This is a genomic window from Micromonospora sonchi, assembly GCF_014646235.1.
Lineage (GTDB): Bacteria > Actinomycetota > Actinomycetes > Mycobacteriales > Micromonosporaceae > Micromonospora > Micromonospora sonchi.
This window is the reverse complement of record NZ_BMNB01000008.1, coordinates 1-13,401: the sequence shown is the minus strand read 5'-3', so window position 1 is coordinate 13,401 and position 13,401 is coordinate 1. Positions and strand designations below refer to the sequence as shown.

The following is a 13,401-nucleotide window of genomic DNA, read 5'->3' as shown; positions in this document are numbered from 1 at the left end:
CCAGACACACCGCAGCGGCCCACACAAAGAGGGCGATGGCGGCGAAGACGAAGCCGAGGATCGTGCAGATGCGGGCGGCGTTGGTGCGGGGGCGGCTGCCGGCATGCTCAGCTGAAGACCTTGAGCCCGACCACCCCGGCGATCACCAGCAGCAGGCTGAGCAGCCGGAGCAGGTTGGCCGACTCGCCGAGCGCCACCATGCCGACCAGGGCGGTGCCGACCGCGCCGATGCCGACCCAGACCACGTACCCGGTGCCGACCGGGATCTCCCGCAGCGCGTACCCCAGGCCGATCATGCTGAGCACCAACGTGATCACGAACACCACCGCGGGGACCGGTCGGGTGAAGCCCGCGCTGCGATCCAGGGCGATCGCCCACGCGGTCTCCAGCAGTCCGGAGAGCACCAGTACGATCCAGGCCATCGAGTCACCTCTTCGCCGTCACCCGGGCCGTCGGACCCCGGGCGGAGTCGATTCCGCACGGGGCGTCTTGGCCTGACCGGGTACGCCCACGACTCGTCCGGGACGGCCACATCGGGCCGCCGGAGCCGACCGTAGCACCGGCGGGACGCTGCGGCGGGTGAGGCGGATCACCCGACTGGACCTCAACTTTGCTTCACCTTGCACGATGGGGCCATGACCGTGCTCATCTCCGACGCGGAGGTCGCCGCCGCACTGGACGCACCGGCCACGGTGGACGCGATGCGCGAGGCGTTGCTGGCCAGCTACCACGGCCGACTGGTGGCTCCGCCCCGCGCCGCCGTGCAGCTGGGCGGCGGCCGGATGACGCTCACCGCCGGGCATCTGGTCGGGCAGTGGTACGGATACCGGGCGTACGACACGTTCGGCCATCCCGAGACCGAACAGGTGGTGGTGCTGCACGATGGGCGTACCGGCGCGGTGCGGGCAATCGCCGTGGGGGAGGAGTTGGGCTCCCGGCGTACCGGCGGGCTGGGCGGGGTCGCGGTGGACGCGCTGGCCCGCCCGGACGCGGCCACGCTCGGTGTGATCGGCTCCGGCGGGCAGGCGTGGACCCAGGTCTGGGCCGCCGCCGCGGTACGTCCGCTGCGGGAGGTGACGGTCCACAGCCGCTCCGCGGCGCGACGGGAGGCGTTCGCCGCCCGGGTCCGGGCCGAGCTCGGCATTCCGGCCCGCGCGGTGGACACCGCCCGGGCGGCCGTGCGGGACCGGGACGTGGTGGTGCTGGCCACCACCAGCCCCACGCCGGTACTGGACGCCGCCGACCTGACCCCGGGCTGCCACGTCAACGCGGTCGGGTTCAAGCAGCGCGACCGCGCGGAGTTCGGCCCCGATCTGCTGGACCGCGCCGCCGTGCTGGTCAGCGATTCACCGGCGCAGTCCCGGTCGTACGTACCGCCGATGCTCGCCGCCGAGCCGCCGTACGCCGCACGGCTGGGCGATCTGGGCTCGGTGCTGGCCGGATCGGCGCCGGGCCGCACCGGCGCGGACCAGATCTCGGTCTTCTGCTCGGTCGGTCTCGCCGGCACCGAGGTGTTCCTGCTCGACCGCCTGGTCCGGATCCTTGCCCCCACCGTGTCCGGCTCATCCGGGTGACGCCCGCCGCCGGCCCGCCCCGCCGGATCGGGCGCGGCGGCCCGGTACCCTCGGATGGTGTCTGCCACCGCCCCTTCCGACCACTCCAGCTCGGCCCGTCTGGCGCCGCGCCGCGAGCTGGAGCAGTCGTCCGACCAATCCAGCTCGGCCCGTCTGGCGCCGCGCCGCGAGCTGGAGCAGTCGTCCGACCAATCCAGCTCTGCGCGGCCGGCGGAGTCGTCCGCCGGCGACGGCCGTCGGGTCGCCCTGCTGACCCTGGGCTGTGCCCGTAACGAGGTCGACTCGGAGGAGTTGGCCGCCCGTCTGCACGCCGATGGCTGGCAGGTGACGACCGACGGCGAGGGCGCCGACGTGGTGGTCGTCAACACCTGCGGCTTCGTGGAGAAGGCCAAGCAGGACTCCATCCAGACGCTGCTGGCCGCCGCCGACACCGGCGCGAAGGTGGTCGCCGCCGGCTGCATGGCCGAGCGGTACGGCCGGGAATTGGCCGACAGCCTCCCCGAGGCCCGGGCGGTGCTCAGCTTCGACGACTACCCGGAGATCTCCGCTCGGCTGGATGCGGTCGTCGCCGGCCGGGAGTTCGCCGCGCACACCCCCCGGGACCGACGCGAGTTGCTGCCGCTGACCCCGGTGGCCCGTCGGGACAGCGCGGTGTCGCTGCCCGGGCACGGCAGCGCCGCCGACGTCGACGAGCACACCCCGGCGCACCTGCGGCCGGTGCTGCGCCGCCGGCTGGAGAGCGGCCCCGTCGCCTCGCTCAAGCTGGCCAGCGGCTGCGACCGGCGCTGCGCTTTCTGCGCCATCCCCGCCTTCCGGGGCGCCTTCGTCTCCCGCACCCCGGACGAACTTCTCGCCGAGGCCGAGTGGCTGGCCAAGAGCGGTGTTCGTGAGCTGGTCCTGGTCAGTGAGAACTCGACCTCGTACGGCAAGGATCTGGGCGACCCGCGCGCGCTGGAGAAGCTGCTGCCGCAGCTCGCCGCGGTCGACGGCATCGTCCGGGTCCGGGTCAGCTATCTCCAGCCGGCCGAGACCCGGCCCGGCCTGGTCGAGGCGATCGCCACCACACCGGGGGTGGCGCCCTACTTCGACCTGTCGTTCCAGCACTCCAGCGAGGCGGTGCTGCGCCGGATGCGCCGTTTCGGCTCCACCGACCGCTTCCTGGAGCTGCTGGCGGGCGCGCGGGCGCTGGCACCGCTGGCCGGCGCGCGGAGCAACTTCATCGTCGGGTTCCCCGGCGAGACCCGGGCCGACGTCGACGAGTTGGTCCGTTTCCTCACTGAGGCCCAGCTCGACGCGATCGGGGTCTTCGACTACAGCGACGAGGACGGCACCGAGGCCGCCGGGCTGCCCGGCAAGGTCTCCGCCGCCACCATCAAGCGTCGGTACGACAAACTCAGCGCGCTCGCCGACGAGCTGTGCTCGCAGCGTGCCGAGGACCGGCTCGGTACGACGGTCGAGGTGCTGGTCGACTCGGTCGACGACGGGGTCGTCGAGGGGCGGGCCGCGCACCAGGCGCCGGAGGTGGACGGCTCGACCACGCTCGTGGCGCCGGACGCCGGCGGGGTCGACCTGGCCGCGTTGCGCCCGGGCGACCTGGTGCGGGCCACCGTGACCGGCACCGAGGGCGTCGACCTGGTCGCGGTCCCGGATGAGATGATCTCGGCGGCGCCCGGCGCGGCGCGGTGACGGCAGGCCCGGACGAGGCGGGGGAGCGGCGACGTGTGGTGCCCGACGGTGGGCCGATGACCGGGGCGGCGGAATCCACCCCGCTGCCGGTGGTGGCCCGGGTGCCGGTGGTCAACGCGGCGAACGCCCTGACCGCGCTGCGGCTGGCGCTGGTGCCGGTCTTCGTCGCCGCCGCGATCGTCTCGGGCATGACGCAGACCGGATGGCAGGTCATCGCCGCTCTGATCTTCGCCGTCGCCTCGCTGACGGACTTCGTCGACGGCTGGATCGCCCGCCGGTTCGGGCTCGTGACCGCGTTCGGCAAGGTGGCTGACCCGATCGCCGACAAGGCGCTCACCGGCGCCGCCCTGCTGGTGCTGTCGGCCTACGACCAACTGCCGTGGTGGGTGACGGTGGTCATCCTCGCCCGGGAACTGGGCATCACGGCCCTGCGGTTCTGGGTGATCCGGCGCGGGGTGATCGCCGCGAGCCGGGGCGGCAAGGTCAAGACCGCCCTCCAGATCCTGGCCATCGCCTGGTACCTGTGGCCGATGCCCGCCGCCCTGGCCACGGTCGGTCCGTGGATCATGGGAGCGGCGGTGGCCGTCACCGTGCTCACCGGCTTCGACTACCTCGCCCGGGCCCTACGGCTGCGCCGAACCACCAGCTGACCGGGCGTCGCGGCGAGTAGATCCCGCCCGGTCGGGAAGGATGCGACAAATGGGCATGAGAGAAGCCGAAGGAGCGATGGGCAGCGCGGCGGCCGGCGTGGTGCACCGTCTCGCCGAACGGCGGCAGACGGTCGCCACCGTCGAGTCGCTGACCGGCGGCCTGCTGGCCGCCACGATCGTCGAGATCGCCGGTGCGAGCGTCGCCTACCGGGGTGGGCTGGTGGTCTACGCCACCGAGTTGAAGGAGTGGCTGGCCGGCGTACCGGCGCAGCTGCTGGCCGAGCGCGGACCGGTCGACCCCGACGTGGCGGCGGCGCTCGCCGAGGGCGGGCGACGCCGCTGCGGGGCCGACTGGGCGCTGGCCACCACCGGGGTGGCCGGCCCGGAGCCCCAGGACGGCAAGCCGGTCGGGCTGGTGTACGTCGCGGTCGCCGGCCCGGACGGCACCGAGGTACGGGAACTCGACCTTGACGGTGGGCGCGACCGCATCCGGGCCGGCGCGGTGAGCGGCGCGCTGCGGCTGCTCGCCGAGCACATCCAGGTCCCGGACACCCCCGAAGCCAGTCGATCCTGACCCGCCCGCCACGCCCCTGCCGGAGGCGGAACCTAGGTTGGCGGGTCGGGGTGGGATGTCGTGGCGGCGCGTACCGGGTACGGTTGCGGGAAGGCTCCGACGACCGGGGCCGGTGCCGCCGCCAGGCCGCGAGGCCGGGCGAACTGTGTCCCCCAGGGGAGGTGCGATGGTCCTGCTACGCCGGGTGATCGGTGACGCACTGCGGGCGCGCCGGCAGGGGCAGCACCGCACGCTGCGCGAGGTATCTTCCGCCGCCAACGTCAGCCTGGGGTACCTGTCCGAGATCGAGCGCGGCCAGAAGGAAGCTTCCAGCGAACTGCTCGCCGCGATCTGCGACGCGCTGGGTGCCCGCCTGTCCGAGCTGCTGCGCGAGGTCAGCGACACCGTCGCGCTCGCCGAGCAGCTGCCGGGCGTACTCGTCCCGGTGCAGAACGAGCCGGCCGAGTCGACGCCGGTCGCCGCGACGCCGGTGGCCAGGTCCACCGGCCGGGGGGTGCGCCAGGTCAGCTCGGACGGCACCGTCGCCGTCTCCGTGCGCCAGGAATCTCCGCTCAAGGCCACCCTGCGCAGCACCCGGGTGCGCCCCGACCGGGACGTGGTCTGCGCCGCCTGACAGGGCCGATGGTCGTGGTGGCCCGCGCCGCGTAGGGTTGATCGTGCACGTCCCCTCCCGTCGGTACGGATGCTGTGCTGGCGGTCGGCTGGGACGATGTATCCACCATCGCCGGTGGCCGACCTGGCCCACCCGGTGTGGGACAGGCGCAGCGACGTTACTGAGGGGATATCGCGGAGATGGCGAACCCGTTCGTCAAGGGTTGGAAGTACCTGATGGCGCTCTTCGGCGCCCGGATCGACGAGCACGCCGACCCCAAGGTGCAGCTTCAGCAGGCCATCGACGAGGCGCACCGGCAGCACCAGACGCTTGTCCAGCAGGCCGCGGCGGTGATCGGCAACCAGCGTCAGCTGGAGATGAAGCTCTCCCGTCAGATGTCCGACGTCGAGCGGTTGCAGGCCAACGCTCGGCAGGCGCTGGTCCTCGCCGACCAGGCCCGGGCCAAGGGTGACGAGGCCGAGGCCGGCCGCTACGAGCAGTCCGCACAGACCCTGGCCACCCAACTGGTCTCCACCGAGCAGGCCGCGGAGGATCTGAAGACTCTGCACGACCAGGCGCTCGCCGCCGCCGGGCAGGCGCGCCGCGCGGTGGAGAACAACTCGATGATCCTCCAGCAGAAGCTCGCCGAGCGCGCCAAGCTGCTCAGCCAGCTGGAGCAGGCCAAGATGCAGGAGAGCGTGGCCGCCTCGCTGGAGTCCATGTCCGCGCTCACCGCGCCGGGCACCACCCCCAGCCTGGACGAGGTCCGCGACCGCATCGAACGCCGCTACGCCAACGCCATGGGCCGGGCCGAGCTGGCCAGCAACTCGGCCGAGGGCCGGATGCTGGAGATCCAGAAGGCGACCCTGGACACGGCGGGCTCGGCCCGGCTGGATCAGATCCGGGCCAGCATGGCCGGCGAGCAGCTCGGCGCCGGCACCGAACGCGGCGCCGCCAGCGGCCAGCCGGCAGCGGCGAGCAACGACCCGGCCGTGGCGCGGCTCGACGAGATCCGGGCCAGCATGAGCCGCAACCGCGGCACCGGCGACACCACCGCCGCCGGCTGAGCTCAACGGTCGAGGAGGCGACGGTGGCAGACGAGCGCACCCGCTACTTCCGCCGGTTGGGCAAGTTGCGACGCTCCGCCCGGCGGTGGAGCGTACTGGCCGGTGGGCTCGGTGGCGCGACGGCCATCCTGACCCCGTACGCCGGGATCGGGCTGGGTGACGCGGCCTGGGCCGCCGCTGCGGGCGCGACCACCGCGCTGGCCGCCTGGCGCTGGAGCGACCTGCGCGCGCTGGCCGCCCGACCCGCCCCGCCCGCCCTCGACCCGGTGCAGGCCGCCGCCCGTTCCCGCGCCCGCCTGGTCGCCGCCGTGCAACGCCTGCCCGCCGGTGCCGGCGTGGTGGCCGAGGTCCGCCGGGTTCGCTCCCGCAGCGCGCTGCGCGGCACCACCGCCGCCGGGCCGTGGGAGCGGCTGGACCGGGCCGCCTCGACCCTGGTCTCGATGGCGGGCCGGGTGACCGGCCTGGCCGAGCCGGCGGTGGCCGAGGCCGCAGCGGCCGAGCAGTCTCTGCGCGACCTGGCCAACCGCGTCGCCAGCGTGGAACGCGCGGTCGACCTCGCCCCGGCCGATGCCCGGCCGCCCCTGGCCGAGGCGCATCAGGCGCTCACCGGGCAGTTGGAGGACGGCGTGACCGCGTACGAGCGGCTGGTGGTGGCCGCCGCCGGTTACCTGGCCGAGGAGTACCGCCCGGAGACCGAGCATCCCGCCGCCGCCCGGCTGACGGAGGCCACCGACCTCCTGCACGGCTTCGCCTCGGCCCTGTCCGAACTCCGCGCCGGCAACCGCCCCGCCACCCCCTGACTGCCTCCCCTGCCCCTGTTGATCAAGAGGGGTCTTCAGGGCATTTCCGGGGCGGAGTGTGCTCAGTCCGGGGTGGTGACCGGGACCGGGCTGGTGAACGGGGAGCTGCCGACCAGGTTGAACGAGCGGATCCGGTAGTGGTAGGTGACGCCCCGGACCAGGCCGGTGTTGGTGAAGCCCCGGCCGGTGACCGTGAAGGTGGCCACCTCCCGGGTGAAGCGGGAATCCCGGGCCCGTTCCACGACGAACCCCGAACCCGGGCCGGTGGGCGTGCTCGCCGCCCAGCCCAACACGACCGTCGCGGTGTCGGGGCCCGGCGCGCTGGTGGCAACGCTCACCCCCGTCGGGATGCCCGGCGCCGGTGGGGTGGTCATCCGGGCCACCGTCGACCAGGGTGAGGCCGCACCGAGGTAGGTGGTGCGTATCCGGTAGTAGTACGTGGTGTCGGGGGCGAGCGCGGTGTCCAGGTGGTGGTCGCCGACGCCGATGGCGGTGGTGCCCGGCCCGCTGGTGAAGGTCGGGTTGGTGGCCCGCTGCACGTCGACGCCGGTGGCGAAGGAGCGGTTCGTCCAGCGCAGCGCGACCCGCAGTGGGGCGGCGGGCGCCAGGGTCGCGGTCAGCCCGGTCGGCGCGGCGAGCCGCACCGCCGCCGGAACGCTGTTCGACCAGGCGGAGCAGCTCGCCGCGTTTTCCGCCCGGATCCGGTAGTGGTACGTCACCCCGGGGATGACGCTGGCATCGGTGTGCCGGGTCGCCGTGGCCGCCACGGTGATCTCGGTCAGGCCGGTGCTGAAGGCCGCGTCGGTGGCCCTGTGCAGCCGGTGGCTGGTGGCGGCCGGAAGGCTGCCGTTGCCGGTCCACGTCAGGGCGATCGCCGGCAGCACCGTCGCCGAGCCGGGCGCGGGGGTGGCGGTCAGCCCGGTCGGTGCCCGGGGGGAGACGCGTACCACCAGGGGCCGGGTCATGCCCTGGTCGCGGTGCCCGCCGGCGGCGCTCGACCAGTGGTATTCCCAGCCCAGGTTGACCAGCTGGTTGACCACCGACGCGGGCTGACCGTCGAGCGGACTGATCCTGGCGGAGCCGGTGGGTGCGGCGGCCGGCCGGGTCGGGTCGAGCAGCCGTACGCTGTCGCTGATCTTGAACGGTAGGGGTGGCGCCTCCGGTCGGAGCGCCAGCACCACGTCCTCGCCCGGGTCGACCCGCACGATCTGCTTCCAGCCGAGTTCGCCGGGCTGCGGCGGTCGGATCCTGCCGTCGTCGCCGACCCGGCCGACCACCTGCACGTCGAGCCCCTCGAACCGCACCGGATGGCTCTGCCGGCCGGTCCCACGGACCCGCCAGAGCTGGCTGCCGTCGCCGGGCGCGCCGACCGGTACCGCCGGGTCGCCGACGCGCAGCAGTTCGGTGGCCGGATCGTTCGGGCCGAGCGGCAGCATCGCCTCGGCCAGCGGCCCGGCGTGCGGGTGCGTCACGCCGAGGCGGCCGGTGAACCGGCCGTGGTCGGGCTCGAAGACCTGCCCTACGGCCTTGACCGCCAGCGGCAGGGCCACCGGGGCGGCGGCGCCGGCCGGAATGAACTCCACCTCGGTGGCGTGCACCGACACCCGGACCGGACCGGTGGTGACGGTGCCGAAGCAGGGATCGTAGGCCGGTTGCGGCACGACCGGGGGACGTTGGCTGGTCGCGTACGCGCCGGGCAGCCGTTGCCGCAGCCGGTCGAGGTCGTACGCCGGTGCGGGACGGCCGGCCACCCGCAGCTGCAGCAGGGTCCGGGTGTTCGGGCCGTACCCGGGGCGGGTCGGGGGCGGGCCGCCCTCGGCCGTGTGGTCCGGCCCGCCGGTGTGCAGGTCGTAGCGGGGATCGAAGCAGGGCAGCGGGACGGGGCAGTCGTTGTACAGGATCAGCGTGCTGCCCGGCGCGACCGTGGCGAGGTCCACCAGCACGTCGGCCCGCTCGCCGGGGGCCAGCAGCAGCGCGTGGTGAGCCACGTTGAGCACGGTCGGATCGCGCCGGTCGTACCGGAATCCGATCGGCTGGTTGGGGACCACCTCGGGCGCCGGAAGCAGGCCGCACTCGTTGCCGATCCGGATCAGCGCGGGCCCGGCGGCGCGCGGATCCGGCACCCCGCCGGGCCGGCCGTCGGTGGGCCAGTCCGCCGGCCGGTCGGTGGCGGGTACGGCGTCGACCAGCGGCACCTCACCGGCGGCCGGGTCGGCCAGCACCCCGTCCGGCGTCCACATCGGCCCGTCCGAGCCGGCCAGGTACAGCTGGAGATTCAGCCAACGATCGGTGCAGGCGTTGAGGATCCGCCACCGGTACAGCCGGGGCTCGACCTCCAGATACGGGTACGCGACGCCGTTGACCAGCACGGTGTCTCCGTACGCTGCGGGCACCGCGCTCGGGTGCGGCACATCGGGGATCTCCGGCGGCTCGTCCGGGTCGGTGACCGGGTCGTGGCGTGGGTTGGGCACCGGCGCGGCGGGCGCGTCCGGTGCGGCCGGCACCGCGGTACGCGACCACGGGCCGTAGTCCCACCGGCCGGTCGGGTTGGTCCCGTCCGGCCGGTACGGGTGCTGCCGGGGCTGGTAGACGTGTGGGTGCCAGAGGCTGCCCCGAGCCCCCCAGCGGTCCCGGTCCCAGGTCGGGTCCTGGGTGGCGAGTTGGTCGTCGTCCGGTACGAAGGTCTTGTCCTCGAAGACCAGGGGAAGTTGCTCGGCGGGCAGCACCCCGTCGGCGATCAGTTCCTCCTGCGCCTCGTCGGTCAGCAGATAGAGCGCGACCTGCCCGGAGTAGCCGGTCAGCCGGGACAGCCCGACCGTGTTGTCGTGGAACCAGAGCAGTCGACCGCTCTGCTCGTTCGGGTAGTAGAGCGTGGTGGCGCCCCGACCCGGCTGGGCCATGTCGGGCACGTGGGCCAGTCCGGTGCCGGTCGGGTACGGGGTGATCTCGCCCGCCGGGGTGATCCACTGCCAGGGGTTGCCGGCGCTGGTCCAGCCGGTCGACGCGCCGCAGAGGTGCAGCACCGCCCGGTTCTGCGGGTACGGCGCCGGCCCGTCGAGCGGACCCGCCCCGGCACCGGGAACGGTCGGGTCGACCGGCAGGAAGAGGTCGCCGGCCGGCCCGGCGGGCAGTTGGTTGATGAACTTGATCCGCACCGGTCGCCCCCGACGGGCCAGCACGACCGGGCCGAGGTGCCAGGGCCGCGGCGGCGGGGCGACGGTGTTGTGTCCGTCGGCGTCGGTGCCCAGGTTGAGCTGTCGGTAGCCGCGCAGCCGGGTGGCCGGCAGGTCCCGGTGCAGGCGCTGGGCGTACTCCTGGAGGCCGATCTCGTAGTAGTCGCAGCCCGGATAGCTGATCGTGTCGGGCGTCGCCACCGGCAGGTGCGCGCCGGGCGGTGCGTCCTGCGGTGTGCCGAGGCCGGGCAGCGGGTCGACGAACTTGCGCAGTCCGGTGCCGGCCACCGGCTGACCGGCGTCATCGACCAGCGGCAGCGGACTGTACGCGTGGTTCGGCACCGGACCGAGGCACCGCGGCGCGGCCGCCGGATCCAGACTGGCGGCTGCCCGTGTCGGGTCTGGCGCTGGTGCGGTGCCGGTTTCGGTGCTGCCTGCGGCGCCGGAGCCGGTGCGCGCGGCGGGGACGGCCATGGACGGATCCTGCGGATCGGCGCTGCCGGCGCTGCCGGCATCGTCGGCGCGGACCATCCAGGTCGAGCGGAGTCTGCGAAAAACGGCCATGGCTCTCCCGGGGATCGGGCGCGGCGGCTGCCACTACGTCGGGGCAGGCCCGGGCGCGCGGTGTTGACGATCCGTGAGCACCCAATCGCAGCATGCGACCTGAAGGCCCGGTTAGGAAGTGCCCAATCGTGCCAATCTGCCGCTCTCCGGCGTGTCCCGCACGCCACCCCGGCGATGCCGGATCGCTCCGGTTCGCCCCACCTGCTGAGCTGACCCGGCCGGTGGTGGCGGGTCTCGTCAGGGGGCGGGCTGGCAGCGGGGGCACCAGTAGGTGACCCGCTCGCCCAACTCCTCTTTCCGGATGGCGGTGCCGCAGCGGCGGCAGGGCGCTGCCCGGCGTCCGTACACGTAGCTGGTCTGACCTCGGCGCAGCGAACGGGTGCTGCTCTGCGTCCACCGGCCGCGGTTGGCGGCGAGCAACCTCTGCATCAGGGCGACCAGGCCGGCGAGGTCGGGTACGTCGCGGACTCGCGTCCAGGGGTGGATCCCGTGCAGGTACAGCGCCTCGCACTTGTAGATATTGCCGACCCCGGCCAGGTTGCGCTGGTCCAGCAGCGCCACTGCGATGCTCTCGTCCGGGTGGGCGGCCAGCCGGCGTACCGCCTCGTCCGGGTCCCAGTCGGGGCCGAGCAGGTCGGGACCGAGGTGCCCGACGAGGCGGTCCTCCTCGGCGGTCGGCACCAGGGCCAGGTCGTGCAGGTGGTAGCCGACGGCGGTGGCGGCCGGTGCGCGCAGCACCGCCCGGATCAGGTGTGCCGGCCTGGCCGCCCAGCGTTCCCCGGGGGCGTACGTCCGCCAGGTGCCGTCCATGCGCAGGTGCGAGTGCAGCGTCCACCGGGCGGGGTCGGGGGCCTCCAGCCGCAGTAGCAGGTGCTTGCCCCGGCTGGCGCATCCGAGCACCGTCCAGCCGGTGAGGTCGGTGGTGGCCAGCCGGGGCACCCGGAAGTCGCTACCGGTCAGCCGGGCCCTGGCCAGCGCGCGCTCCAGCGCGCGGGCGGTGTTCCAGACGGTGTCGCCTTCGGGCACCTCGCCATTATCGCTCAGCCGTCAGGGCAGTTCCTCGGGGCGCGGCGAGCGGACCAGGTCCTGGTAACGGGGGTGGCAGGCGCCGTACACGGCGAAGTTGAGGCGGGCGAGGGAGAGGCTCAGGTCCCCGTTGGCGCCGCCGCGTACGACGTCGGCGTCGGCGTCACTCTGGCCGTCGTCGGTCCAGAAGCAGACGGGACAGGTGCCCCCACCGGTCCGGGACGCGCAGCAGGGGCAGACAGCGGGTACCCAGCGATCATCCACGCCGACAGCTTTCCATAGTGGACTTTTTAAGCGGATGGCCCGAAGGCCGGATCAGTAGTTGAGATCTCCTCGACCCGCAACAGCCTACCGGGGCGGGCGGCGAGCAGGTCGACGGCCCGGCCGCCGTTGACCGAGAGCGCGACCCGCTCGGCCGAATCGGCGTGCGCCACCAGCGTGCCCACCGGTGCGTCCCCGAAGGTGCGGCCGTGCACGGCCTCGATCGCGTCGCGGTTCCTGGCCGGACTCACCCGCACCCGCGCCGGCAGGGGCGCCAGGAGAGCGGCCGGGGCGGCCAGTTGGACGTTGCCGAAGTGGTCCACCGTCAGCACCTCGGCGGTGAACCCGCCCGGCCTCGGCTCGACGACCGGCTCGGGCAGCCGGACCAGCATCGCCGGGTCGACCGCCGGGCCGGCCCCGCCCAGCGGCGCGCCGGTAGCCAGCCAGGCCGCCACCGGCGCGAAGACGTCCCGGCCGTGGAAGGTGGCCGACACCCGAGGGGCCTGCCACCGCGGGTTGGTCAACTCCACCGCGGCGGTCACCCCGCCGAGGGCGTCGGCGGCGTCGAGCAGCAGGCCGTTGTCCGGGCCCACCAGGATGCCGTCGGGCGTGGCCAGCGCGATGCCCCGGCGGGTCGTGCCCACGCCTGGGTCGACCACCGCCACGTGCACCCCCGTCGGCAGGTGCGGCACCGTCTGTGCGAGCACCGCCGCGCCACGGCGTACGTCACCGGGGGGCACCAGGTGGGTCACGTCGAGCACCCGCACCGCCGGCGCGATCCGGGCGATCACCCCGTGGCAGGCCGCCACGAAACCGTCGGCGAGTCCGTAGTCGGTGGTCAGCGAGACGACTCCGGTCCGTACCTGTGCTCCGTTGCCCGTTTCGCTGGTCACCGTAGTGCCACCAGGATGCCCCGCCGTTCAGGGCGGGGAGGAATGGCGGCCCACTTCCTGTCAGCCATGATCGTCTCCTTTGGTAAGATGTGTCGTGTGAGGGCGGCGTACCGGTGTCGGGCTTACCCGACGCCTGAACAAGCGGCGGTGCTGTACCGCACGTTCGGGTGTGTGCGTGTCGTCTGGAATCGGACTCTCGCCGCCCGGCATCGCCGCTGGCACTCCGAATGCAAATCCACCTCCTACGCGGAGACGGACCGGGCGCTCACCGAGGCGAAGAAACTGCCGGAACTGGCGTTCCTCAACGACGTCAGCTCCGTGCCGTTGCAGCAGACGTTGCGGCACCAGCACACCGCCATGACCGCGTTCTTTCAGTAGCGGGCGAGGTATCCCCGCTATAAGTCGAGACACGGACGCCAGTCCGCCTCCTACACTCGGTCGGCGTTTCGCCTGCGCGACGGCAACCTGTCTCTGGGGAAAACTCCCGGCACGCTGCGGTTCGTGTGGTCCTGGCCCGACATCGACGTGACCACCCTCGACC

Annotated in this window: 13 protein-coding genes and 1 riboswitch; of the genes, 8 read left to right on the top strand and 5 right to left on the bottom strand. The window is 73.7% G+C overall.

The window, feature by feature from the left end; all coding sequences use genetic code 11:
* Nucleotides 1-107: 107 nt before the first annotated feature.
* Nucleotides 108-422 (bottom strand): DMT family transporter, encoded by a 315-nt coding sequence (locus tag IEY61_RS10355; RefSeq protein WP_189042970.1) that lies wholly within the window; start codon nucleotides 420-422, stop codon nucleotides 108-110.
* A 56-nt stretch (nucleotides 423-478) separates the two neighbouring features.
* Nucleotides 479-546, bottom strand: a riboswitch (guanidine-III (ykkC-III) riboswitch).
* An 89-nt stretch (nucleotides 547-635) separates the two neighbouring features.
* Between IEY61_RS10355 and IEY61_RS10350 the strand changes: the two genes are divergently transcribed.
* The 7 genes from IEY61_RS10350 (at nucleotide 636) to pspM (ending at nucleotide 6,943) form a co-directional block, all read left to right on the top strand.
* On the top strand, nucleotides 636-1,574 hold the full coding sequence (locus IEY61_RS10350; RefSeq protein WP_189042968.1) for an ornithine cyclodeaminase family protein: 939 nt from the start codon (nucleotides 636-638) through the stop codon (nucleotides 1,572-1,574).
* 171 nt (nucleotides 1,575-1,745) lie between these two features.
* Complete coding sequence (rimO, locus tag IEY61_RS10345; protein WP_189043311.1) at nucleotides 1,746-3,260, top strand: 30S ribosomal protein S12 methylthiotransferase RimO; 1,515 nt, start codon at nucleotides 1,746-1,748, stop codon at nucleotides 3,258-3,260.
* A 56-nt stretch (nucleotides 3,261-3,316) separates the two neighbouring features.
* Nucleotides 3,317-3,910 carry a CDP-diacylglycerol--glycerol-3-phosphate 3-phosphatidyltransferase gene (gene pgsA / locus IEY61_RS10340; RefSeq protein WP_189042966.1) on the top strand — a complete coding sequence of 198 codons (594 nt, stop codon included), beginning with the start codon at nucleotides 3,317-3,319 and terminating at the stop codon, nucleotides 3,908-3,910.
* A gap of 49 nt (nucleotides 3,911-3,959) precedes the next feature.
* Nucleotides 3,960-4,484, top strand: a complete 525-nt coding sequence (locus tag IEY61_RS10335) for a CinA family protein (RefSeq protein WP_229705807.1) — start codon at nucleotides 3,960-3,962, stop codon at nucleotides 4,482-4,484.
* A gap of 166 nt (nucleotides 4,485-4,650) precedes the next feature.
* Complete coding sequence (locus IEY61_RS10330) at nucleotides 4,651-5,097, top strand: helix-turn-helix domain-containing protein (RefSeq protein ID WP_189042964.1); 447 nt, start codon at nucleotides 4,651-4,653, stop codon at nucleotides 5,095-5,097.
* 179 nt (nucleotides 5,098-5,276) lie between these two features.
* Complete coding sequence (locus IEY61_RS10325; protein ID WP_189042962.1) at nucleotides 5,277-6,143, top strand: PspA/IM30 family protein; 867 nt, start codon at nucleotides 5,277-5,279, stop codon at nucleotides 6,141-6,143.
* A 23-nt stretch (nucleotides 6,144-6,166) separates the two neighbouring features.
* The gene (gene pspM / locus IEY61_RS10320; protein WP_189042960.1) at nucleotides 6,167-6,943 is read left to right on the top strand and encodes a phage shock envelope stress response protein PspM; all 777 of its coding nucleotides are present in this window, start codon (nucleotides 6,167-6,169) and stop codon (nucleotides 6,941-6,943) included.
* Nucleotides 6,944-7,005: 62 nt separating this feature from the next.
* Here pspM and IEY61_RS10315 read toward each other — a convergent pair whose 3' ends face one another.
* The 4 genes from IEY61_RS10315 to IEY61_RS10300 form a co-directional block, all read right to left on the bottom strand.
* Complete coding sequence (locus IEY61_RS10315) at nucleotides 7,006-10,680, bottom strand: hypothetical protein (RefSeq protein WP_189042958.1); 3,675 nt, start codon at nucleotides 10,678-10,680, stop codon at nucleotides 7,006-7,008.
* 237 nt (nucleotides 10,681-10,917) lie between these two features.
* A complete protein-coding gene (locus IEY61_RS10310; protein ID WP_189042956.1) occupies nucleotides 10,918-11,706 on the bottom strand; it encodes a zinc finger domain-containing protein in 789 nt (262 codons plus the stop codon).
* 21 nt (nucleotides 11,707-11,727) lie between these two features.
* The gene (locus IEY61_RS10305; protein ID WP_189042954.1) at nucleotides 11,728-11,970 is read right to left on the bottom strand and encodes a CPCC family cysteine-rich protein; all 243 of its coding nucleotides are present in this window, start codon (nucleotides 11,968-11,970) and stop codon (nucleotides 11,728-11,730) included.
* A gap of 26 nt (nucleotides 11,971-11,996) precedes the next feature.
* Nucleotides 11,997-12,860 (bottom strand): SAM hydrolase/SAM-dependent halogenase family protein, encoded by an 864-nt coding sequence (locus tag IEY61_RS10300; RefSeq protein WP_189042952.1) that lies wholly within the window; start codon nucleotides 12,858-12,860, stop codon nucleotides 11,997-11,999.
* A gap of 15 nt (nucleotides 12,861-12,875) precedes the next feature.
* Between IEY61_RS10300 and IEY61_RS31105 the strand changes: the two genes are divergently transcribed.
* Nucleotides 12,876-13,238 carry a helix-turn-helix domain-containing protein gene (locus IEY61_RS31105; protein ID WP_308424564.1) on the top strand — a complete coding sequence of 121 codons (363 nt, stop codon included), beginning with the start codon at nucleotides 12,876-12,878 and terminating at the stop codon, nucleotides 13,236-13,238.
* Nucleotides 13,239-13,401: the final 163 nt, after the last annotated feature.